This is a genomic window from Alcaligenes sp. GCM10023179, assembly GCF_042653705.1.
Taxonomy (GTDB): domain Bacteria; phylum Pseudomonadota; class Gammaproteobacteria; order Burkholderiales; family Burkholderiaceae_B; genus Alcaligenes; species Alcaligenes phenolicus.
On sequence record NZ_JBHSIQ010000001.1, the window covers coordinates 163,730 to 185,059 of the forward strand.

Genomic DNA, 21,330 nt, shown 5'->3' on the forward strand with positions numbered 1-21,330 from the left:
GGCGCTACACTATCGCCTTGGCCACGGTGGCCGTAGAGCGATTCATTCATGTCTGACCTTTCCCCGCCCCTGTTCGAGAAACTGTGCTGTCCTTTGGACGGCTTGCCGCTCTCGTTTGAGGCTCCCAGCTGGCGCTGCCCCTCGGGCCATTGTTTCGATACGGCCAGCCAGGGCTATATCAATCTGCTTCCTGTACAAAACAAGCGTTCACGCGATCCGGGCGACAGCAAGGAAATGGTGGCGGCGCGGCGTCGTTATCTGGAGTCCGGGGTGTACGAGCCTATCGCCGCTGGCGTGTGGCGTGCCTTGATGGATGGCCTGGAAGGGGAGGCGCCTTATGCCTGCCTGGATGCGGGCTGTGGCGAAGGCTATTACCCGCGTTATTTGCGTCAGCAGGATCAGGAAGGGCAGTTGGCCCTGATTGGTCTGGATATTTCCAAGTGGGCTGTCATGGCGGCGGCGCGTAGTTCCTCGGACATACGTTGGCTGGTGGGTAGCAATGCACAATTGCCCGTGCCAGATGGTGCTTTGGATGCCTTGCTGTGCATGTTTGGTTTTGCCGTGCCCGAGGAGTTCTTGCGTGCGCTGAAGCCGGGCGGTATCTGGGTGCAGGTTGAAGCGGGCCCAGACCATTTGCTGGAGCTGCGCCGCATTATTTATCCGACCTTGAAAGCCGACAAGGACGAGACTCCGCAGTCCCCGGTCGGTTTCAGTCTGGAAGCTGTTGAACGTGTTCGTTGTCAGATCAGCCTTGATTCACAAGAGAAAATTGCCGATCTGCTCTTGATGACGCCACATTTGTTCCGAGCCAGCGCGCAAGGGCTGGAGCAGGCTCGTCAATTGACGAGCCTGGATCTTCAGGTGGATGTGCGTATCAAGGTCTTGCGCCGTCTTTAAGCTGATCTGCTCTGAGCGTCGCTGGTGGCCGGATCGCAAATTTCTACGCGGTTGCGTCCATTGCGCTTGGCCTTGTAAAGCGCTTCGTCCGCCAGTTTCAACACTGTGCTGTGTTCTCGGGCATGCAAGGGCCAGTGCGCCAACCCAATGGAAATCGTAATGGGTGAGCCAGTTGGGCTATTGGTTTCGCTGATCAAAATGCGCAGGCGCTCGGCCAGTTGCACGGCCTGGTCTACATCCTGATCGGGCAGAAAAATACAGAACTCTTCACCCCCGACCCGACAGATCAGGTCCGTATCGCGGGTGCAGGCCCGCATGGTGTCGGCCAGAAAGCTCAGCACCAGATCGCCCACATCGTGCCCGTAGGTGTCGTTCACGCGCTTGAAGTGGTCGATATCCACCGTCAGCACGGAAAAGGGCGTGTCCGTTTCCTTCCATTGCTGTAGCACAACAGCCATGCCCCGGCGGTTGTTCAGGCCGGTCAGCGGGTCGGTATTGCGCTCCACATCCATGACGCCCATTTTGCGATTAACACGTTTCAAGCCCAGCAACATGGCCAGCTTGATCTGGCGGGACTCAAAATACCAGGCATGAACTTGTTCGATGCGCGAGCTGGCCTTGGCTGAATCCAGATGCGGAGCCTGACGAGCCAGTTGTCGCAAGGGTTTGGCGATCAGCATGGCCAACATCCAGATCAGGATCTGCACGGCCAGGAAAAAGGGGATGGAATTGCGCAGTACTTTGCCCAGCAGGACCGTTAATTCATCCAGCACCACTTTGGTGGGGCTTTGCACCACGACTCCCCATTTCACATCGTTGCTGGGCGCGAAACCGGCCAGCATGTCTACGCCCTTCACGTTGCGCAGGGACAGAGCGTCACTCTCGCCCTGGCTGACAGCGTCAATGGCCGGGTTGCCGTGTATGACTTCGCCAATCCGGGCGACGTCACGGTGAAAAATCAGCCGTTTGTGCTGGTCAACTACATAAATGTAAGAACCATCACGGTAAAAGTGCTCGCCCAGCAAGGCGTTCAGGCTATTGGGCTCGTGCAGGTAGATGGAACCACCTACCAGGCCTTTGTAATTGCCTTCTGCATCAAAAATCGGGTGCGACAGGAAGATCAGCAAGCGCCCGGTGGCGGACAGATAGGGTGGGCTGACCACGGGTTTCCTGGTTTTCAGTGCCAGTTGCGTGCCTTCCCCCCGCAGTGTCGTGCCAAGCAGGTTGAGCTGTTGGGGAGCATTGGCCAGAACCCGGCCCTCGGTATTCAGAATCAAAACCGAGTTAAAGCTGTTGTTTTGTTCTTTCAGGCGTCTGACTTCGTCACGTAGCATGGGCTCGTTGCCCTGATTCAGGGAACGGGAGAGTTCGTTGGCGCTATAACGAAGTTGCTGTTGCAAATTGGCGATGAAGGCATCGGTGCTGCTGGCCAGTTTCAGCGCGTAGGCGCGGTTCTTTTCCAGAGCTTGCTCGATCAGCAAGGAACGCTCCGCTGAATAGGCTCCATACAAGGTGTAGCCCATGGTCAGCAGACTGCTGGCAGTAGCCAGCAAGAGAATCAGCCGGCGCAGATCAACAAAAAACATGAGGATGGGCGAACGCTCGAAGTAAAGGGAGGGGCGGGGGAGGCCGAACAGACGGGCGTAAGACGCCTAAAACATTATACGTAAAGAATGTTTCCGAGTTTGAGGAGGTGTGACCTAAGGCCACAGGAAGGACGTCGCGCAGGGCAGGGGATTACGCCAGAGTGTAAGATGTGGAATGGTCTAGACCAATAGACAGTTACCACATGTGTATCGCTGGCTGGGTAGATTGGATGGTATCGGCCGGCACTTTTCCATGGAGATCCCGATATGAAAAGCGTAGATAGTTTTAAGGCTTTGCACCAGTTGGATGTCGGCGGGCAGTCCTACGACTACTATCGGTTAGATGCGGTTCGTGGAGATGGCCTGGATGTTGCCAGCCTGCCTTATGGCTTGAAGATCCTGCTGGAAAACTTGCTGCGCACTGAAGATGGTGGCGATGTCACGGCCGATGATATTCGCGCCCTGGCCGCCTGGGACCCTGCTGCCGAGCCCGATCGTGAAATCGCCTTTACCCCCGCACGCGTTGTGCTGCAGGACTTTACCGGCGTGCCAGCCGTTGTGGACCTGGCCGCCATGCGTGAAGCCATGCAGGCCTTGGGTGGTGATCCGCAAAAAATCAACCCCCTGGCACCGGTAGAGCTGGTTATTGACCACTCGGTGATCGTGGACGACTTTGGCAAGCCCAGCTCGTTTGAACGCAACGTGGAAATCGAATACGAGCGCAATATGGAGCGCTACCAGTTCCTGCGCTGGGGCCAAAGTGCTTTTGATAACTTCAAGGTCGTGCCACCGGGCACCGGTATTGTTCACCAGGTGAACCTGGAACATTTGGCCCGCGTGGTCTTTACGCGCGATGAACAAGGCCGTCAGCTGGCGTATCCCGATACCTGTGTGGGCACGGACTCGCACACGCCTATGGTGAACGGTCTGGGCGTGGTGGCCTGGGGCGTAGGCGGTATCGAGGCCGAAGCCGCCATGCTGGGCCAGCCCATTTCCATGCTGATCCCCCGCGTTGTGGGCTTCAAGCTGACGGGTCAAATGCCTGAAGGCACCACGGCTACCGACCTGGTGCTGACGATTACCGATATGCTGCGTCAGCATGGGGTGGTCGGCAAGTTTGTGGAGTTCTACGGCCCCGGCGTCAGCGCTGTGCCGTTGGCCAACCGTGCCACTATCGGCAATATGAGCCCTGAATACGGCTCCACCATCTCCATGTTCCCGATTGACGAGGAAACCCTGCGTTATATGGAGCTGACGGGCCGCAGCAAAGAGCAGATCGAACTGGTGCGTGCCTACGCCAAGGCTCAGGGCCTGTGGCACGATCCGCAGCACGAGCCTCGCTACTCCGAGCGCCTGGAGCTGGATCTGTCCACCGTTGTTCCTTCGATTGCTGGCCCCAAGCGTCCCCAGGACCGCATTGCGCTGTCCTCGTCCAAACCTGCATTCCGTACTGCTGTGCGCGACTTGCTGGGCGACGACGTAGCGACCTACGATGAGGCCGTGGAAGAAAGTTTCCCCGCGTCGGACGTGCCTTCGCACAAGCCGCCAGCACCCCGTAAAGCTGCTGTGAAATTCACCTTGGCCGACGGTAGCCAGTGTGAGCTGGATCACGGTTCGGTGGTGATTGCCGCCATTACCTCGTGTACCAATACCTCCAACCCCAGCGTCATGATGGCCGCCGGTCTGTTGGCCAAGAAAGCCGTGGAAAAGGGCTTGAGCCGCAAGCCTTGGGTGAAAACCAGTCTGGCCCCCGGATCGCGCGTGGTCACGGACTACTACCAGCGTGCAGGCCTGACTTCCTATCTGGACAAGCTCGGTTTTGATCTGGTTGGCTATGGGTGCACTACATGTATTGGTAACTCTGGCCCCTTGATTCCAGAGGTCAGCCAGGCCATTAACCAGAACGATCTGGCCGTGGTGTCTACGCTGTCCGGTAACCGCAACTTCGAGGGTCGTATTCACCCCGAAGTGAAGATGAACTACCTGATGTCGCCACCGCTGGTGGTCGCCTACGCCTTGGCGGGCACCATGGATATTGACCTGTACCACGAGCCTTTGGGGCAGGGCAGCGATGGCAAGGATGTATTCCTGAAAGACATCTGGCCGTCTGCCGCTGAAGTGCAGGACGTGATCAGCAAGGCGATTGCCTCGGATATGTACCGTGATGGTTATGCCGATGTGTTCGCCGGTGACGAGCGCTGGCGCTCTCTGCCTACCCCCAAAGGGGATCGTTTCGAGTGGCAGGATGATTCCACCTACGTGCGCAAACCGCCTTACTTCATTGACCTGAAGCGCGATCCAAGCCCTGTCTCGGACATTCGCGGTGCTCGCGTGCTGGCCAAGCTGGGTGATTCGGTGACAACCGACCACATCAGCCCCGCCGGTTCGATTGCGCGTACCTCGCCTGCGGCAACGTACTTGATGGATCACGACGTCAAACCGCAGGATTTCAACTCCTACGGCTCGCGTCGCGGTAACCATGAAGTCATGATTCGCGGCACTTTCGCTAACGTGCGTCTGCGCAACCAATTGGCTCCGGGTACAGAAGGCGGCTATACACGCGACTTCACGCAAGATGGTGCACCAGTGGCCACGATTTACGATGCCTCGCGCAATTACTTGAATGCCGCTGTCCCGCTGGTGATTCTGGCCGGCAAGGAATACGGTTCGGGTTCTTCGCGTGACTGGGCGGCCAAAGGCACGGTGCTCTTGGGCGTCCGTGCAGTCATTGCCGAGTCCTACGAGCGTATTCACCGCAGCAACCTGCTGGGCATGGGCGTGATGCCTTTGCAGTTCCCGGCTGGCCAGAACGCCGAAACCTTGGGCCTGGCGGGGGATGAAGTCTTTGATATCGAAGGCATTACCGCCCTGAATCAGGACAAGATTCCCGAGAAGGTCAAAGTGCGTGCGGGCGATATCGAGTTCGAGGCTCTGGTCCGAATTGATACGCCTAGCGAAGCGCATTACTACCGTCACGGCGGTATCATGCAGTACGTTTTGCGGGGCTTGTTGAAAGCGTAAGCCCGGCAGCAGGTCAAGGCGTGTGCATGCACGCCCAACAGTGCGTCAGTTGTGCCCTGTGCAACTGGCGCACTGGTGTGTTTGAAGGGCCGGCACGGTTGCCGGCTCTTTGTTTGGATAAAGAAAAATGGCAAATACCCAAGAAGCGTCTTGGTCTGAACTCCTGTCTGGCCGTAATGGCTTGCGCTCACTGGCCTTGGCCGGGGGCGTGGCCGTTCATGCGATCAACGTGTACGTGGCGACCACGATTCTGCCCTCGGTGGTGGAGGATATCGGCGGGCTGGAGTACTACGCCTGGAATACCACGCTATTTGTGGTGGCCTCGATTCTGGGCTCGGCCCTGTCGCCACAAGTTCTGGAAAAACTGGGTCTGCGTCACAGCTTCTTGATGTCCTTGCTGTTCTTTGCCATTGGCACGACCCTGTGCGCGGCAGCGCCTTCCATGCCTTTCCTGCTCTTTGCCCGCACGATTCAAGGTTTGGGCGGCGGCTTGCTGCTGGGCCTGAGCTATTCTTCGATCCGGCTGGTATTTGAAGAGCGACTTTGGCCGCGCGTCATGGCCTTGGTATCCAGTATGTGGGGTGTGGCAACCTTGTCGGGTCCGGCGATTGGTGGGGTATTTGCCCAGATGGGACAGTGGCGTCTGGCCTTCTGGAGTGTCCTGCCATGTGCCGCTTTGCTGGCGATTCTGGTCTGGACGCAATTGCGCGATGCGCGTGCGCCTGAAACTCGTAAATCCGGTTCCACTTTAGGCAAGGTATTGCTGCTGACCGCTTCTGTGCTGGTCATGTCCGCAGGTAGCCTGTCTACTTCCTGGATGATCAATCTGGGCGGTGTGCTGGGCGGGGCGATTCTGGTTTATTTGATGGCGCGTGTCGACAGCAAGTCCACCAGTCGCCTGTTTCCGCAGGGCACTTACTCCATCAGCACGGCCTTGGGCAGTCTGTATGCCGGTATTGGTCTGGTCAGCGTGGCCGTGGCAACGGAAATTTTCATTCCCTATTTCCTGCAGATCATCCACCACATGAGCCCGCTGAAAGCAGGCTACCTGACGGCCTTGATGTCAGGCGGCTGGACCCTGGGTTCTATTGCCAGCTCCAGCCGGGGGCTGAAAACCGGGGATCGCATGATTATTGCCGGGCCTGTGCTCTCGGGCTTGTCATTGGCTGCCTTGGGCGTCTTTATCCCGTGGGTAGGCTTGAGTGAGGGCACAGACTATTCCTGGGCCTTGTACCTGTCTTTATTGGGAGTCGGAGTGGGGATTGGTCTGGCCTGGCCGCATTTGCTGACGCGGGTATTTCATTCCGCGCCCAAGGGGCAGGAGAATATTGCCTCGGCCGCCATTACCACCTTGCAGTTGTTCACGATGGCATTGGGTGCGGCCTTGGCAGGAATCATCACGACAGCCTCGGGCTTTGTGGACCCCGGTGGGGTGCAGGGCGCACGCCAGTCGGCGCAGGCTCTGCTGTGGTTGTTTGCCCTGGCGCCCCTTCTTGCAGCCTTCTTGTCCGGGCCTGCGCGTCGGGTGCGCCCCAAGGCTTAGTCCTGGACGGTGCTTTTGGGCAGGCGGAACAGCTCTGGATCCGGGCCAAGACGGCCGTCGGCCTGATCCAGGCTGGCAATGGCGGCCATATCGGCTTCGCTTAGCTCAAAGCTGAAAATGTCCATATTGTCGCGCTGGCGCTCGGGGGAGTTGGACTTGGTAATCACCATATTGCCCAGCTGAATCTGCCAGCGCAGCATGATTTGCGCCACGGAACGGCCATGTTCCTTGGCAATCTTGTTCAACACCGGGTTGTCCCACAGCGTGCCCAATCCCAGCGGGCTCCAGGCTTGCGTCTGGATGGCGTGGTCTTCGTGGTAATGGCGCGATTCAGCCTGCTGAAAGCCGGGGTGCAGCTCGATCTGGTTCAGTACGGGCAACACACCTGTCTTGTCCAGCAAGGTTTGCAGGTGCTGGGGCAGGAAGTTGCACACCCCAATCGACTTCACACGACCTTCATTGCGCAGATTGATCAGCGTTTCCCAAGTCTGGATGTACTGGCGGTTCTTGGGCACGGGCCAGTGAATCAGGTACAGATCCACATAATCCAGCTGCAGCTTGTCCATGCTTTCTTCAAAGCCTGCACGGGTATTGTCGTGGCCATGCATGTCATTCCACAGCTTGGTGGTCACAAACAGCTCTTCGCGTGGCACCTTGGACTGACGAATCCCTTGGCCCACCTCGGCCTCGTTACCGTAGATGGCGGCGGTATCGATCAGGCGGTAGCCTGCTTCGATGCCACTGCACACCACATCGGCCGTTTGCTCGGCAGGTACCTGCCACACGCCCATGCCCAGTTGTGGCGCACGGTTATCGTCGTGGAAGGTGATTGTTGGGGGGGTAGTCGACATAGGTCTCTCCTCGGTTGAGTGCACGGCAAAACAGCCAGGACATGGCTGATGAAACCACCGCGCATTGGGAACGATCGGGCTCTAGAGTACAGGCGGTGTCAAAGCAAAAGTCCTTAAAAGGACCTGAATCCGCATGGGATGGACACGCGAAGCTTGTACGTAGGCAGGAAATTAGCTTATTGTTTTTTGTCCTGCGGCGATTATAGAGGCGTCGACTGGATTTTTTCTTAAGATGTTGCAATCTGCATCATTCATAATCCCATATAAGCTTTAGCTCTATGGGATTCCAGCTGGAGTAAGTATGAGCGTACATACCACGCAGGTCCGCGTTAGCGTACCCGCCTTGATCGCCTGCAAGGGCAAACAAAAAATTGCTTCATTAACAGCCTACATCGCGCCTATCGCACGTATGCTGGACGAGCACCTGGATATGATTCTGGTGGGCGATTCGACCGCTATGGTGGGCTATGCCATGCCCGATACCTTAAGCATTACGGTCGATATGATGGCGGCCCATGCTGCTGCCGTGGTGCGTGCGACTCAACATGCTTGTATTGTCGTGGATATGCCGTTTGGCAGCTATCAGGAATCACCCCAGCAGGCATTTGCCAATGCATCGCGTATGCTCGCCATCAGCGGTGCCCAATCGGTGAAGCTGGAAGGCGGTCAGGCCATGGCTGAAACCACGCGCTTCCTGGTCGAGCGCGGTGTGCCCGTGCTGGCACACGTGGGTTTGATGCCCCAGTACGTCAACACCATGGGCGGTTACAAGGCTCAAGGCATGACAGATGCGGCTGCCCAGCGCGTGCTGGAAGACGCGGTGGCTCACGCACAGGCGGGTGCCTGGGGTGTGGTGCTGGAAGGGGTGGCAGAAGGTCTGGGTCGCCGTATTACTGAAACCATCGCTATTCCGACCATCGGTATCGGTGCGTCCCCCGCATGTGATGGCCAGGTTCTGGTGACGGAAGACATTCTGGGTCTGACCAATGGCAAGATCCCCAAGTTCGCCAAACCCTACGCGGATGTAGGTGCCTTGATCTCCCAGGCAGCCGGTCAATACGCGGCTGAAGTGCGTGATGGTTCTTTCCCCACGCTGGATCAATGTTTCGGTGTGAAACGCTAGTCCGGCTAACTATTCCGCATTAGAATATTCCGTGTTGATAAATGCGGCATTCACATAGAACGACATGGAAATTCGCCAATTAGAAGCCTTTGCAGCGGTGATGTCTGCTGGCAGTGTTACCGCTGCTGGCAGACTGCTGGACCGCTCTCAGCCAGTGGTTAGCCGCCAGATCCAGGAGCTGGAACAGGAACTGGGCTTCAGGCTTTTTACCCGCACCCGTCCGCAGGTCACCTTGACTGAACAAGGGCGCGAGTTCTATCTGGAAGCCCGGCCCGTGCTGATGAATCTGGAGGTGCTGCAAAGCCGCGCTCTGGAAATCGCCCGTGGGGGCCTGCGACCCCTGCGCATCGTGACTACTCACGCCTTGGCGATTGGCCTGGTGCCGCAAGCGCTGGGCATCATGGAGCAGCACGATCCGGCCTTCAAGCAAAAGCTGATTATTGATACGGTAAAGCCGGAAGAGGTGGTGCAAGCCATTGACGAAGGGCGGGCCGATCTGGCGGTGACCAGTTTGCCGCTGGACATTGATGGCTGCACCTTGCATTGGTCAGGTCAAAGCCCCTGCCTGCTGGGCATGGCCGTCAATCATCCCCTGGCCAAACAGGAACTGGTGCGTCTCAGTGATATTCAGGGCACCCCCCTGATTTCCATCCAGAACCGCCACCGCTTGCGTCATACCCTGGCAACCGCCTTGTTGCGTGCCAGTCCGGAAGCCCCGGAAGATATCCGTCATATCGAGGTTGCCTCCTCGTTGGAGGGCCTGGTTCTGGCCAGCCAAGGGGTAGGCGTGTCCTTGATTGACCCCTTTACCGCTCACGGCCTGCCACTGCCCAACGTCGTGTTGCGCCCGATTGATATCCATGTGCCTTATATGGTCGGTGTGGTGTCCTTGCGATCCCGCGAACTGCGTCCGGATGCGCAGCGCCTGGTCGAGGCCATGCGGCAGTATGTGCTGCAATTTATCCCGCGCTTTGTGCTGGGGGATGACACCGGTTTGCCAAGCACCCAGGATCCGTTTGACTCGCTGTAATCAACACGCTTGTTGATCAAGGCTCGGGCGGCTTGGCTGTATGCTCGTCCGCCTCTGCAGGCCTTAGGGGATCATCGCGTACGCCAGAACTTCCAGCTTCATGCCCGGCTCCACCAAGGCTGCAACGCCAACACTGGCGCGGTTGGGGAAGGGCGCGGAGAAAAACTCTCTGTACACCTTGTCGATGCTGTCCATGTCGGCAACATCGGTCATGTAGATCAGCACTTGGGTGACATTTTCCAGGCTGCCCCCGGCCGCTTGCGTGGCCCGTTGCAGATTGGCAAAGGTCAGGCGAGCTTGCTGCTCGATGCTTCCCGTATCAATGCTGCCGTCCGGCCGCACAGGTCCGTTCACCGTAAACAGCATTTCCCCCTTGGCTTTGACGGCCCAGGAAAACGCTTGCTTCAGGGGTGGCAGTCCGACGTCGACAACTTGTTTCATCACTTGCTCCGAGTAGAGGTGACCGGCAAGGACGCAAAGAGCGCGTGCGTGGCATCGCCCAAGCGGGTGTTGGGACGAGCCTGGTCAAGAATGACATCGAAGTGGTTGCGTGCTGGCATTTCGATGGGGGGCAGATACCGGGCTCCCACTGCATTAAGCGCATCGGCAAAAGCCTGACTCTGGCGTTTGAACTCCGAGGTTTCGATTTCTCCCCAGCTGATGATGGCGGGCGGAAAGCCCGTCAGATCAAGCAGTTGGGGGCTGATCGCCTGTGCGCTCGCCGTGTCCAGAGACAGTGCCTCATTGATGCTGGTGCCAATCAGGGGCTGCAGGTCGTAAATGCCTGAAACCAGTACCGCCGCTGCGGGTGCCCCTACGGGTAAATCGGCATCATCTTTCCATTCACGCAAGCAGCACATGGCCGCCAGATGCGCGCCGGCAGAACTGCCGGACACGACGATACGTTGCGGGTCAAAGCCCAGTTCTTCGCCATGTTGATGCAGCCAGCGCAGAGCCTGGCGGCACTCCAGCACCATCTCGTGGACAGAGGCTTGCGGTGCCAAGGTGTAATCAATGGCGGCAAAGGCAATGCCGGCCTCGGTGCAGTCCGGGGCCGAGAATAAAGAGGAAGCCTTGGAAAGCTCCTGCCAGTAGCCGCCATGAATAAATAGCAGCAGCGGCGGGAGGGATTCCGAGTCGCGGGGTGCAGGTAAAAAGAGGTCAAGCTTATGCGCGGCGGCACTGCCATAGGCAAGCTCGGCATGCCGAGCTCCGCTTTGCAAAGCTGCTGCGCTAAGTGTGGCGTAGTCCTCGATATAGGGTGCGTAGTTCCCGCCTATACAGGAGCTGGGCGAGTATTCACGTTCGCGCTCCTGCGCGGAGAGTAAGTCCTGTGGGGCTTGCATTACAGCGCGGTCCGAACAGTCCAGATCTCGGGGAACAGCACCACATCGAGCATCTTGCGCAGGTAGCTGACGCCGCCTGTGCCGCCCGTGCCGCGTTTGAAGCCGATGACGCGCTCAACAGTCGTGACATGGCGGAAACGCCAAAGACGGAAGGCGTCCTCAATGTCGGTCAGCTTCTCGCCCAGCTGGTATAGATCCCAGTGTGCATGCGGGTCACGGTAGACCTCCAACCATGCAGCTTCCACCTCGGGGCTGGCTTCGTAGGGCTGTGTCCAGTCACGGTCCAGGTGATCGGCGGGAATGGCAAAGCCCTGGCGGGCCAGCAGGCGCAGCGACTCGTCATAGAGCGAAGGGGCACGGTACGCCTTGTCGACCATCTGGAGCAGGTCTGGCCTATGGGCATGGGGCTTGAGCATGGCCGCATTCTTGTTGCCCAGAGCAAATTCAATGCAGCGATACTGCGCGCTTTGAAAACCGCTGGAGCTGGCCAGATAAGGGCGCATCGCCGTGTATTCCGGCGGGGTCATGGTCGAGAGCACGGTCCAGGCACTGACCAACTGCTCCATGATGCGCGAGACCCGCGCCATCATCTTGAAGGTGTCGGCGTAGCGGTCGGCTGCGATGGCTGCAGTGGCGGCGGTCACTTCATGCAGCATCAGTTTCATCCAGAGTTCGCTGGTCTGGTGCTGGATGATGAACAGCATTTCGTCGTGGGCAGGCGAGAGCGGGTGTTGAGCGCCCAGCACCTCGTCCAGGTGCAAGTAGTCGCCATAGCTCATGGATTGGCTGAAATCCAACTGCGCTTTTTCTTCCGAAACAATGCGCTCTGTCTCGCTGATTCCCTTGTCAGCCGATGCTTTGGAAGCATTCATTTGTTCTGTTCCCGGTACGTTAATAATGATCTGCACGACCTGTGGAACAGGTCGCGTGGGTCGATAGAAAATCAAAGTCGCGTTGCGCGCCGAGGGGAGTTTGCAATACATCTTGCCCGAAGGTCTCCATCAGCGGCAGGATGCGGTCACCTGAGTAGGCGGGCATAGGAGTAAAGCTGAAATGGGTCTGTGGTTTCATAATTTCATCCCACTTAAATTTATGCGTTGATCTTATGGATTTAAGGGTCTTGCGCCAAGCTGTTTTTTATAGAAGCATAACTTTTTCTGAAAAACTTAAAAAACGGGTTTTTTTATGCAAATAGAACTGGATCAGGTGGATGGCAGTTTGCTGGCCGAGCTGCAAGGAAACGCCCGGCTGACAACAAGCGAGCTGGCGCAAAAAGTGGGTATATCGCAGTCGCCTTGCTGGCGCCGGATTCGACGCATGGAAGAAGCCGGGCTTATTTCAGGCTACCACGCCCGGCTGGATCGGCGTGGCCTGGGTTATGGCGTGGTGGCCTTTGTCAGCATCAGTGTGGACTTTCAAAATGAAGAGCGTTCGGTGCAATTTGTGGAGGCCGTGCGCGATATTCCGGAGGTGGTGATGTGTCACGGCATTGCCGGTCCGGCGGATTTTTTACTGATGGTCGTGGCCAAGGATCTGGACAGCTATTCGGAATTGTTGCAACGAAAATTGCATCGTTTACCCGGTGTTCGGCAAGCGCAGACCAGTTTTTCCTTGCAGGAATTCAAGGGCCTTAACGCGCTGCCAATCCCAGCAATGGCCGGCCCTGCAGCCTGATCAAGTGCTCTGCAAAAGCTGATGCGCGGCTCGCTCACAAAGCGTGTCGAGTCGCTCATCACGAATCAGGTGGCTAAGGGTTAGCTCTGATTTGTTGTCGTAGAAGTCCGTCCTTAGAATTGATCAAAAATCACAAATCTTTGCTCGAATTCACGTTGTGACGGAATTTAATGAAACATTCAGATGCTGCAAGCACAAGCGCTCCGCTCGAAGCTTTTCAACCCATCGTTCGGCAATCCGTCAACGAAGCGGTCTATCAAGCCCTACGTAACAAGCTGATGCACGGTGAGTACCGTGCGGGCCAAGTGCTTGGCATTCAGTACCTGGCCGATGCGCTGGGTACCAGCACCATGCCCGTGCGCGAAGCACTGCGCCGTCTGGTGGCACAGCAGGGGCTGGAGCCTTTGCCTAACGGCACTACCCGTGTTCCTTTGATCACCAAAGCCTGCCTGAGCGATATTCGCCGCGCCCGTGTTTTGATCGAAGGCACCGTCACCGAATGGGCGGGGCCTTTCCTGACTCCGTCCGTGCTGGATCAGCTGGAACAACTGGCGCAAGAAATCACCCAAGAGCGCCGCACGCCCAAAGGCGTGGCCAGCAGTCTGGAAAAAAACCGGATCTTTCATTTCACGATTTACGGAGCCGCTCAGTCTCCCGTCATGCTCGCCATGATCGAGAGCCTGTGGCTGCAGTCGGGCGCTTACTTGCGTGAAACCCGCGAGCAGCTGCACAACGAAGACTCTGCCGATCACCTGCACGAATCCACCGTCAAAGCGCTGCGCGCGGGCAATTTTGCCCAGGCGCGCCAATACATTCAGGAAGATGTTTCTTGGATCTTTGATCGCTTGGACCTGGCCGATTAAGTCGATCTCTCAACTACTCATCACCACCAAAGACCATGCTAAAAAAACATAGATCAAAAGCAGTGACCGAGGGCGTGACTCGCACCCCACACCGAGCCTTTCTGCGTGCAACAGGCCTGGACGATGATGATCTGGACCGTTCGATGGTCGCCATCATTGGAACCGCCGGAGACAACACACCCTGTTCCAAATCGCTGGGTCCACAAGCAGACAGCGTGCGCCTGGGTGTAGCCCAAGGTGGTGGCGTACCCGTCATGATGAACACGATTTCCGTGTCCGATGGCACCTCCATGAACCACGCTGGCATGCGCATGAGCCTGGTCTCGCGCGAGATGATTGCCGACAGCATGGAAATAGCCGTGCGTGGCCATGCCTATGACGCTTTGGTTGGTTTGGGCGGTTGCGACAAGACGCTGCCCGGCACCCTGATGGCCATGGCGCGCCTCAATGTCCCTTCGGTTTTCATTTACGGTGGCTCCATGTTGCCGGGCTACTCGCCCGATGGCACTGAAAACACGGTGCTGACTGCCATTGAGGGTGTGGGTCGTTATCAGACTGGGGCGATTTCCCTGGAGCAACTGCACGGCATTGAGCGCACCTGTGCCATGACCGTGGGCTCCTGTCCGGGCCAGTTCACCGCCAATACCATGGGTATGGTGGCAGAGGCTTTGGGCATGTCCTTCCTGGGTTCGTCGACCACCCCGGCGGTTTACAGCCAGCGGCACGCACTGGCTCGCCGAGCTGGTCGCCGCGTGATGGAGATTCTGGAAAACGGTGGTCCTTTGCCGCGTGATCTCATCACCCGCAAGAGTCTGGAAAATGCCGCAGCGGCTGTTGCAGCGACTGGCGGCTCGACCAACGTGGCCTTGCATATCCCTGCCATTGCGCACGAAGTGGGCATTCGTTTCACCATGGACGATCTGGCCGAAGTGTTCAACCGCACGCCGCTGATTGCCGACCTGCAGCCCGGCGGCCGTTATCTGGCTCGCGATCTGGACGTGATTGGCGGGGTGCCTGTAGTGCTCAAGGCACTGTTGAAAAGCGGCCACCTGCACGGCGATGTATTGACCATTACCGGCGAAACCTTGGCCGAAGCCCTGGAGAGCTTCCCCGATGTGGATGGCCGTATCGTGCGTAGCAGCGATCAGCCCATCCATGCGTCGGGCGGTCTGGTCGTGCTCAAGGGCAATCTGTGCCCCGATGGCGCCTTGCTGAAGATTGCCGGCTTGAAGTCTCTGGTTTTTGAAGGCCGTGCTCGCGTCTTTGAAACCGAGGAAGATTGCATGGCCGTGGTATCCAAGCAGGCCTACGAGACTGGCGATGTACTGATCATCCGCAACGAAGGACCCAAAGGCGGCCCCGGCATGCGCGAGATGTTAAGCGTTACTGCGGCTATTTACGGCCATGGCAATGGCGAGAAAGTGGCACTGCTGACCGATGGCCGTTTCTCCGGTGCGACACGCGGCATGTGTATCGGCTATGCCAGCCCCGAGGCGGCAGCCGGTGGGAACATCGGCTTGGTGCGCGACGGCGACCGTATCACCATCGATGCCACGCAAAGCAGCATGCAGCTGCATGTGTCCGACGAGGAGCTGGCTGCACGCAGAGAGCAATGGAAACCCTTCGTACGAGATCGTTTGGCTGGCGCGCTGGAGAAGTACGCACGCCTGGTTGGACCGACCAATGAAGGGGCAGTGACTCATTCGGGTGCTGCCGAGTGGCCGCAAGAGCAGCTTGAGGACGTATAAGATGAAACTCGGTTTTTGCGGTTTGGGATTGATGGGTGCTGCCATGGTGCAGCGCCTGCTGAAAGCGGGTCACGAGGTCAAAGTCTGGAATCGCTCCAGGGAAAAGGCCGAGCCGCTGGCAGCGCTCGGCGCGCAGATTGTGGGCACGCCACGTGAAGCGGCTGAAGGCACCGACGGCGTCTTGTTATGCCTGTTTGATGCCAAGGCTGCCGAGGCTGTGGTGTTCGGTGCGGATGGGATTGCTCAGGCAACGGGCCTTAAATGGCTGGTGGATCACTCCAGTATCGACCCCGAGGCCACACGCAAATTGGCCGCTCGTTTGGTGGAGAGCTGCGGCGCTGACTGGATTGACGCCCCGGTGTCTGGCGGTATTCCAGGCGTGGAGGCCGGTACCTTGGCCATCATGGCGGGCGGTAGTGAAACCCATATGGCTGAAGCCGAGGCCGCCATGCGCGCCTATGCCGGCAATATTACGCATATGGGGCCTTCCGGTACCGGGCAGGCGACCAAGCTGTGCAACCAGGCCATCGTGGCGACCTCGATTGCGGCGTTGGCCGAAGCCATTGGCTTTGCCCAGCGCAATAACATCAATGTGGACAAGCTGGCCCCGGCGCTGGCGGGCGGCTGGGCGGACTCCAAGCCTTTGCAGATCTTTGCCCCGCGCATGATAGAAGCCCAGGCGAAAAGCATCGGTGCGCTGTCCACCATGCTCAAGGATATCGACACCTTGATCGCCAATGCTCAACAAAGCGGTGCACCTATGCCGGTTGCGGCCAGCGTGCAGCAAATGTTGCGCGTGGCAAGCGCCATGGGTTTGGGTCAGGCTGAAGTGTCTGCCTTGGTCAGCGTTGTGCTGCCCGAGCAGCGTGACGCCTTCCTTCGCCAGATAGACGCATAAGACAGGCGGCTCCCATGCAACTATCCGCTAATCTCAGCTGGTTGTATCGGCATCTGGACTGGAGCGAACGCTTCGAGGCTGCGGCGGCTGACGGTTTTCAGGGCGTCGAGATTTTACTGCCCTATGACTATGCACCCGACTGGTACGCCAGTCAGTTGAAAGCCGCCAAGCTGGAACTGACACTGATCAATACGCCGATAGGCGAGGGGCAGGGCCGTTTGGGCTGGGCGGCCATTCCCGGCGCACAAGCGCAGTTTCAGGAAGCCTTTGATCACGCCCGTGCTGTGGCACAGGCTACCGGCTGCCGCCGTATTCATGTGATGGCGGGTGACGTCAGCCTTTTTGCACAGCAAGACTGTCGGGCCGCACTGCTCAGTAATCTGGAACAGGCTTTGGCCCTGGCTGAAGCGGATGATCTGGTGCTGACGCTGGAGGCGCTCAACCGCAGCGATATGGCCGGGTACTTCTATTATTTGCCCGAGCAGGTCATTGAGGTGCTCCAGCATTTCAACTCCCCGCGCCTGCGTCTGCAGTTTGATTACTACCACTGCGTCAAAGAAAGTCTGGATGTCCCGTCCAGCGTGGCAGTCTGTGCTCCCTGGATTGGCTATGTGCAGATCGCGGGTGCCGATGGTCGCTACGAGCCTGATCTTGCACAGCATGATTTGCTGGCAGGCGTAGCCGCTTTGCCCGCCTTGGCTTACGACAGCTGGCTGGGTTGCGAGTATCAGCCTCGCGGCTTGCCTTCAGAAGGTTTGGCTTGGTGCCAGCCCTTGCGTGATCGTGGTGTGCTGGCTGCGCCACGTCAGCGTGATGCTGCTTGCATGCAGGCTGCCGGGAGATAAGCCATGAAGCACGTCTTGATTACCGGCGCCAACGGCTACATCGGTCAAGCGCTTGCTCGTGCGGCGGCCAAACTGCTTGCGGCCAATGAGATTCAAAGCCTGACGCTGACGGATTTGGCTTTTGAAGAGCAAGGCTATCCCCACCTGCCTGGACTGCGTTGCATTAGTGGTGACTTGTCCGATAAAGCCGTGCTGGGGGCGGTGCTAACGCCAGCACCCGACACGGTTTTCCATCTGGCCTCGGTGACCAGCCGGCTGGCTGAAGAGAATTTTGCACGGGGTTTGCGCGTCAATATAGACGGCACGATAGGCTTGTTTGAGCATCTGCGACAGCAAGGCCAGTGTCCCGTTGTGGTGTATGCCAGCAGTATCGGTGTCTTTGGTACGCCACTGCCCCAGCAGGTGGATGACAACACGCCCGTCGCACCCACTTTAAGTTACGGAACGCAGAAGCGGATGGTGGAACTGCTGCTTGCCGATTACAGCCGCCGGGGTTTTCTGGATGGCCGCTCGGTTCGTTTGCCTACTGTGGTTGCTCGCCCCATGACTGCTGAAACAGCCTTGTCTTCATTTGCCAGCTCTTTGATCCATGCCTTGGCTGCTGGAAGCACTTACGAGTGCCCCATCGGCCCCCAAGGCTGGATCTGGCTGCTTTCCTTGCCCGCCTGTGTGCGGCAGCTTCTGACAACAGCGAGCCTGGAAGCCGCTCGCTTGCCCGCTGGTCGGGTGTGGAATCTTCCCGCCCAGCGTCTGCAGGTGGCAGACCTGGTACAGGCTGCCAAATCCCGCTATGGCCGGGGGGCCGATGCGGGATTGAGCTTTCAGTCCAACCCTCAGTTTGACCAGCAGTTTGCCCAGTGGCCGCCTTTGACAACGGCAATCGCCACGCAGTTGGGTATGCATCATGACGGCGATGCCGAAACCTTGATTGAGCAGGCCCTTGTCTCCTGACGGGCCTGGCTAACTATACCTATAACGATCTACCACCAAAAAAGGATTTCCCCATGAAGAACCGATGGATTTCTCGCCTGTTGGGTATGGCCTTAACCAGCCTGGCAGTGGCAGCTGGTCCCGCAAAAGCGGACAAGCCTGTGGAGCTGACTTTCTCTGCCTGGATTCCGCAAACGCATGTGCTGGTGGCGAACTTCATGAAGCCCTGGGCCAAAGAGGTGGAGCAGGCCACTGAAGGGCGCGTCAAGATCAACTTTCTGACCAAGGCCGTGACCAACCCGGTAGGGCACCTGGATGCGGTACGCAATGGGATTGTGGATCTGGCCTTTATTTCCTATTCCTATTACCCCGGCAATTTTGATTTGATGAAGTTTGCCATGCTGCCGTTCTCGGGCAATAGCGCCGAGTCTACTTCGCTGGCGGCCTGGGACATTTATAGCAAGTACCTGCAAGATGCCAAAGAGCATCGCGGTATCAAATTGCTAGGCATTTATGGACACGGCCCAGGCAGCGTCTACACCACTGACAAGCAGGTACAGAACATTGTCGACTTCGAGGGCCTGAAGCTGCGCATTGGTGGTGGTATGCAGGCCGACTTGTCCAAGGCCCTGAAGGTGAACGCGGTTGTGAAGCCCGCCTCCGAATCGTATGAGCTGCTGAGCACTGGCGTGGTGGACGGCGTGCTGTTCCCGCCCGAGTCTGTGGCCTCTTTCCGCCTGGATACGGTGGTCAAGCACGCCACGGTTTTTCCCGGTGGCCTCTATGCGGATCTGCACGGCATCATCATGAACCCGAGCGCCTTTGATCGTTTGTCTGAAAAAGACCGCGAGATCCTGATGAGCCTGTCCGGTGAGCATATTGCTCGCCTGGGCGGCAAGGCCTGGGGTGATGCAGACGTGGCCGCCATGAAGATCCTGGAAGAGCACAAGGTGCAGTTTCATCCTGCCAGCGATGAGCTGATTGCCGCCGTCAAAGAGCGCACAGCGTCCTTCGAGCAGGCATGGCTGGATGCTGCCAAGGCCAAGGGCATAGACGGGCCTGCTGTACTGGCCGAGTTTCGTGCCGACCTGAAGCAGCGGGAAAGCGCGAATTGATCAGCACACGCAGACTGTCTTGAACCTGCTGTGCGCCTCGTGCGCCAGCAGCCCCGGAGCTACAAAGCATGAACTCCATTCTCTCTTTATTAAGAGCGGGTCTTCGACGTTTGACCGAGTTATGCATGGTCTCGCTGGCCTTGCTGACTCTGGCTGATGTATTAGGGCGCTACATTTTCAACGTATCGGTCATGGGGGCGGTAGAGCTGACCGAAATACTGATGGTAGGTGTCATTTTCTGCGGCATCGTGTTTGCCACCATGGAGCGCGAACACGTTGTTGTTGATTTAGTGCCTATTCCTGGTGGGGAGAAGGGTGTCCGTGTCGTCCATGTCACCAGCCACCTGCTGGCTGCTGGAATCAGTGCCTTGCTGGCCATGGTCAGCTGGACACAAGCCGAGTCGGCGGCCGAATACCTGGATCAGACCACTTTGCTGGGGCTGCCATTGGCTCCGGTTGTTTATTTCATGAGCATCATGCTGTTCGTCAACACCATCGTGGAGCTGGCTCAGCTTCGCCGGGATCTGAACGCAGACACCGCCCATCTGGAAGAAGAGGCACAGAATGACTGAAGCACTGATTGGCTTTGCAGCCATGCTCCTCTTGATCTTCCTGCGGGTGCCGGTGGCGTTTTCCATGGCCCTGGTGGGCTTTATTGGCGTTGGCATCATGCGCAATTGGCCTTCTGCCTATGCCATGACCGGCGCAGTCGTGCGTGAAAGCGGATTTCAGTATTTGCTGTCCGTGTTGCCGCTGTTCATCTTGATGGGTAATTTCATTACTCAAGCCAAGTTGTCCAAAGAACTGTATGCCGCGGCGTATGCCTTCCTGGGCCATCGTAAAGGCGGTTTGGCCATGTCTACGGTGGTGGCCTGTGGTGGCTTTGGTGCGGTGTGTGGCTCCAGCCTGGCAACAGCGGCCACCATGTCCAAGGTGGCTTATCCGGAAATGCGCAGACTGGGCTATAGCCGTGCGCTGGCTTCCGGTTCCATCGCTGCCGGTGGCACGCTGGGCATTCTGATTCCGCCCTCTATTGTCATGGTGGTCTATGCCATCTTGACCGAGCAAAGCATAGGCAAGATGTTTGCTGCCGGTATTTTGCCAGGCCTGCTGGCTATTATTTTCTATCTTCTGGCGGTGCGCTGGACGATCTGGCGTGACCCCAATGCGGGCCCTCCCGGTGAGCGCATGAGCTGGAAAGAGCGTTTGCTTGCGTTGCGCGATGTCTGGGGCGTGCTGGTGCTGTTCATCATCGTCATGGGCGGTATTTACGGCGGGATCTTCAGTTCTACCGAAGCGGCGGGGATTGGTGCGTGTGGTGCCTTCCTGTTCGCGCTGTTGCGTGGCCGTTTGACCTGGCAAGTGCTTTCCAACGTGCTGGTCGAGTCGGCGCGTACCACGGGGATGCTGTTCATGGTGCTGATCGGAGCCTTGCTGTTTTCCAGCTTCATCAACTTCACCTCCATGCCTGGCGATTTGCAGGATTGGGTGCAACAGTTCGATATGAGCCCGATCGTGGTGATTCTGCTGATTTGCGCGATTTACATCGTGCTGGGCAGTGTGTTGGAAAGTATGTCCATGGTCTTGCTGACCGTGCCTATTTTCTACCCCTTGGTGCAGCACCTGGGCTTTGACCTGATCTGGTTCGGCATCATCGTGGTGGTGGTTACGGAAATCAGCTTCATCACCCCGCCCGTGGGCATGAACGTGATGGTCCTGAAAAGCCTGCTGCCCGACGTGAAGATGAGCACGCTGTATCGGGGTGTGATTCCCTTCGTGGTAGCCGACGTTTTCCGCCTGGCGGTGCTTTTGGCCTTCCCGGTCATCTCGCTGCTTTTGCCCAAATACCTTGGATAAAAA

The 21,330-nt window shown here is 57.9% G+C and carries 20 protein-coding genes; 14 read left to right on the forward strand and 6 right to left on the reverse strand.

Going from position 1 to position 21,330, the window contains the following annotated elements:
* Positions 1–48 precede the first annotated feature (48 nt).
* A complete protein-coding gene (locus tag ACFPDR_RS00775; RefSeq protein WP_254002409.1) occupies positions 49–897 on the forward strand; it encodes a putative RNA methyltransferase in 849 nt (282 codons plus the stop codon).
* Here the strand turns inward: ACFPDR_RS00775 and ACFPDR_RS00780 are convergent.
* On the reverse strand, positions 894–2,483 hold the full coding sequence (locus ACFPDR_RS00780) for a diguanylate cyclase (RefSeq protein ID WP_257112637.1): 1,590 nt from the start codon (positions 2,481–2,483) through the stop codon (positions 894–896). The genes ACFPDR_RS00775 and ACFPDR_RS00780 overlap by 4 nt on opposite strands.
* Positions 2,484–2,750: 267 nt before the next feature.
* On the opposite strand from ACFPDR_RS00780, the gene acnA reads away from it, so the two are divergent.
* Both acnA and ACFPDR_RS00790 read left to right on the forward strand, forming a co-directional pair.
* Complete coding sequence (acnA, locus tag ACFPDR_RS00785; protein ID WP_115634553.1) at positions 2,751–5,504, forward strand: aconitate hydratase AcnA; 2,754 nt, start codon at positions 2,751–2,753, stop codon at positions 5,502–5,504.
* A gap of 127 nt (positions 5,505–5,631) precedes the next feature.
* On the forward strand, positions 5,632–7,047 hold the full coding sequence (locus ACFPDR_RS00790; protein ID WP_083054935.1) for an MFS transporter: 1,416 nt from the start codon (positions 5,632–5,634) through the stop codon (positions 7,045–7,047).
* Here the strand turns inward: ACFPDR_RS00790 and ACFPDR_RS00795 are convergent.
* Positions 7,044–7,898, reverse strand: a complete 855-nt coding sequence (locus ACFPDR_RS00795; protein ID WP_022983645.1) for an aldo/keto reductase — start codon at positions 7,896–7,898, stop codon at positions 7,044–7,046. The two genes, ACFPDR_RS00790 and ACFPDR_RS00795, sit on opposite strands and share 4 nt — an antisense overlap.
* Before the next feature lie 301 nt (positions 7,899–8,199).
* On the opposite strand from ACFPDR_RS00795, the gene panB reads away from it, so the two are divergent.
* Positions 8,200–9,021, forward strand: a complete 822-nt coding sequence (panB, locus tag ACFPDR_RS00800) for a 3-methyl-2-oxobutanoate hydroxymethyltransferase (RefSeq protein ID WP_009456821.1) — start codon at positions 8,200–8,202, stop codon at positions 9,019–9,021.
* Positions 9,022–9,085: 64 nt separating this feature from the next.
* Positions 9,086–10,051, forward strand: a complete 966-nt coding sequence (locus ACFPDR_RS00805) for a LysR family transcriptional regulator (protein WP_009456820.1) — start codon at positions 9,086–9,088, stop codon at positions 10,049–10,051.
* Positions 10,052–10,114: 63 nt separating this feature from the next.
* Here the strand turns inward: ACFPDR_RS00805 and ACFPDR_RS00810 are convergent, their stop codons facing one another.
* From ACFPDR_RS00810 to ACFPDR_RS00825, 4 genes are read right to left on the reverse strand one after another with little or no spacing between them, the layout of a single operon-like run.
* Positions 10,115–10,492: a RidA family protein gene (locus tag ACFPDR_RS00810; RefSeq protein ID WP_035269810.1), complete on the reverse strand. Its 378-nt coding sequence runs from the start codon at positions 10,490–10,492 to the stop codon at positions 10,115–10,117.
* Positions 10,492–11,397 (reverse strand): alpha/beta hydrolase, encoded by a 906-nt coding sequence (locus ACFPDR_RS00815; RefSeq protein WP_376910195.1) that lies wholly within the window; start codon positions 11,395–11,397, stop codon positions 10,492–10,494. Before ACFPDR_RS00815 ends, ACFPDR_RS00810 begins: the two co-directional genes overlap by 1 nt.
* On the reverse strand, positions 11,397–12,269 hold the full coding sequence (kynA, locus tag ACFPDR_RS00820) for a tryptophan 2,3-dioxygenase (RefSeq protein WP_021447253.1): 873 nt from the start codon (positions 12,267–12,269) through the stop codon (positions 11,397–11,399). The genes ACFPDR_RS00815 and kynA overlap by 1 nt, the downstream gene beginning before the upstream one ends.
* A 19-nt stretch (positions 12,270–12,288) precedes the next feature.
* Positions 12,289–12,468 (reverse strand): hypothetical protein, encoded by a 180-nt coding sequence (locus ACFPDR_RS00825; protein WP_137430537.1) that lies wholly within the window; start codon positions 12,466–12,468, stop codon positions 12,289–12,291.
* Between the two features lie 114 nt (positions 12,469–12,582).
* Between ACFPDR_RS00825 and ACFPDR_RS00830 the strand changes: the two genes are divergently transcribed.
* The 9 genes from ACFPDR_RS00830 (at position 12,583) to ACFPDR_RS00870 (ending at position 21,327) form a co-directional block, all read left to right on the forward strand.
* Entirely contained in the window at positions 12,583–13,071 is a 489-nt protein-coding gene (locus tag ACFPDR_RS00830) for an Lrp/AsnC family transcriptional regulator (RefSeq protein ID WP_035269814.1), read from the forward strand.
* Between the two features lie 170 nt (positions 13,072–13,241).
* A complete protein-coding gene (locus ACFPDR_RS00835) occupies positions 13,242–13,934 on the forward strand; it encodes a GntR family transcriptional regulator (RefSeq protein WP_009455428.1) in 693 nt (230 codons plus the stop codon).
* Positions 13,935–13,969: 35 nt separating this feature from the next.
* On the forward strand, positions 13,970–15,682 hold the full coding sequence (ilvD, locus tag ACFPDR_RS00840; RefSeq protein ID WP_031232959.1) for a dihydroxy-acid dehydratase: 1,713 nt from the start codon (positions 13,970–13,972) through the stop codon (positions 15,680–15,682).
* A gap of 1 nt (position 15,683) precedes the next feature.
* A complete protein-coding gene (locus tag ACFPDR_RS00845; protein WP_376910198.1) occupies positions 15,684–16,580 on the forward strand; it encodes an NAD(P)-dependent oxidoreductase in 897 nt (298 codons plus the stop codon).
* A gap of 14 nt (positions 16,581–16,594) precedes the next feature.
* Positions 16,595–17,425: a hydroxypyruvate isomerase family protein gene (locus tag ACFPDR_RS00850; protein WP_376910200.1), complete on the forward strand. Its 831-nt coding sequence runs from the start codon at positions 16,595–16,597 to the stop codon at positions 17,423–17,425.
* 3 nt (positions 17,426–17,428) lie between these two features.
* A complete protein-coding gene (locus ACFPDR_RS00855) occupies positions 17,429–18,376 on the forward strand; it encodes an NAD-dependent epimerase/dehydratase family protein (protein WP_376910202.1) in 948 nt (315 codons plus the stop codon).
* A 53-nt stretch (positions 18,377–18,429) separates the two neighbouring features.
* Positions 18,430–19,470, forward strand: a complete 1,041-nt coding sequence (locus ACFPDR_RS00860) for a TRAP transporter substrate-binding protein (RefSeq protein ID WP_376910203.1) — start codon at positions 18,430–18,432, stop codon at positions 19,468–19,470.
* Between the two features lie 68 nt (positions 19,471–19,538).
* Entirely contained in the window at positions 19,539–20,042 is a 504-nt protein-coding gene (locus ACFPDR_RS00865) for a TRAP transporter small permease (RefSeq protein WP_235332453.1), read from the forward strand.
* Positions 20,035–21,327 (forward strand): TRAP transporter large permease, encoded by a 1,293-nt coding sequence (locus ACFPDR_RS00870; RefSeq protein WP_035269825.1) that lies wholly within the window; start codon positions 20,035–20,037, stop codon positions 21,325–21,327. The genes ACFPDR_RS00865 and ACFPDR_RS00870 overlap by 8 nt, the downstream gene beginning before the upstream one ends.
* Positions 21,328–21,330: the final 3 nt, after the last annotated feature.

What these genes read in the sequence shown, in the direction of transcription:
- ACFPDR_RS00775 (WP_254002409.1), top strand. Translation starts at nt 49, where the DNA reads ATGTCTGACCTTTCCCCGCCCCTGTTCGAGAAACTGTGCTGTCCTTTG.
- ACFPDR_RS00780 (WP_257112637.1), bottom strand. Translation starts at nt 2,483, where the DNA reads ATGTTTTTTGTTGATCTGCGCCGGCTGATTCTCTTGCTGGCTACTGCC.
- acnA (WP_115634553.1), top strand. Translation starts at nt 2,751, where the DNA reads ATGAAAAGCGTAGATAGTTTTAAGGCTTTGCACCAGTTGGATGTCGGC.
- ACFPDR_RS00790 (WP_083054935.1), top strand. Translation starts at nt 5,632, where the DNA reads ATGGCAAATACCCAAGAAGCGTCTTGGTCTGAACTCCTGTCTGGCCGT.
- ACFPDR_RS00795 (WP_022983645.1), bottom strand. Translation starts at nt 7,898, where the DNA reads ATGTCGACTACCCCCCCAACAATCACCTTCCACGACGATAACCGTGCG.
- panB (WP_009456821.1), top strand. Translation starts at nt 8,200, where the DNA reads ATGAGCGTACATACCACGCAGGTCCGCGTTAGCGTACCCGCCTTGATC.
- ACFPDR_RS00805 (WP_009456820.1), top strand. Translation starts at nt 9,086, where the DNA reads ATGGAAATTCGCCAATTAGAAGCCTTTGCAGCGGTGATGTCTGCTGGC.
- ACFPDR_RS00810 (WP_035269810.1), bottom strand. Translation starts at nt 10,492, where the DNA reads ATGAAACAAGTTGTCGACGTCGGACTGCCACCCCTGAAGCAAGCGTTT.
- ACFPDR_RS00815 (WP_376910195.1), bottom strand. Translation starts at nt 11,397, where the DNA reads ATGCAAGCCCCACAGGACTTACTCTCCGCGCAGGAGCGCGAACGTGAA.
- kynA (WP_021447253.1), bottom strand. Translation starts at nt 12,269, where the DNA reads ATGAATGCTTCCAAAGCATCGGCTGACAAGGGAATCAGCGAGACAGAG.
- ACFPDR_RS00825 (WP_137430537.1), bottom strand. Translation starts at nt 12,468, where the DNA reads ATGAAACCACAGACCCATTTCAGCTTTACTCCTATGCCCGCCTACTCA.
- ACFPDR_RS00830 (WP_035269814.1), top strand. Translation starts at nt 12,583, where the DNA reads ATGCAAATAGAACTGGATCAGGTGGATGGCAGTTTGCTGGCCGAGCTG.
- ACFPDR_RS00835 (WP_009455428.1), top strand. Translation starts at nt 13,242, where the DNA reads ATGAAACATTCAGATGCTGCAAGCACAAGCGCTCCGCTCGAAGCTTTT.
- ilvD (WP_031232959.1), top strand. Translation starts at nt 13,970, where the DNA reads ATGCTAAAAAAACATAGATCAAAAGCAGTGACCGAGGGCGTGACTCGC.
- ACFPDR_RS00845 (WP_376910198.1), top strand. Translation starts at nt 15,684, where the DNA reads ATGAAACTCGGTTTTTGCGGTTTGGGATTGATGGGTGCTGCCATGGTG.
- ACFPDR_RS00850 (WP_376910200.1), top strand. Translation starts at nt 16,595, where the DNA reads ATGCAACTATCCGCTAATCTCAGCTGGTTGTATCGGCATCTGGACTGG.
- ACFPDR_RS00855 (WP_376910202.1), top strand. Translation starts at nt 17,429, where the DNA reads ATGAAGCACGTCTTGATTACCGGCGCCAACGGCTACATCGGTCAAGCG.
- ACFPDR_RS00860 (WP_376910203.1), top strand. Translation starts at nt 18,430, where the DNA reads ATGAAGAACCGATGGATTTCTCGCCTGTTGGGTATGGCCTTAACCAGC.
- ACFPDR_RS00865 (WP_235332453.1), top strand. Translation starts at nt 19,539, where the DNA reads ATGAACTCCATTCTCTCTTTATTAAGAGCGGGTCTTCGACGTTTGACC.
- ACFPDR_RS00870 (WP_035269825.1), top strand. Translation starts at nt 20,035, where the DNA reads ATGACTGAAGCACTGATTGGCTTTGCAGCCATGCTCCTCTTGATCTTC.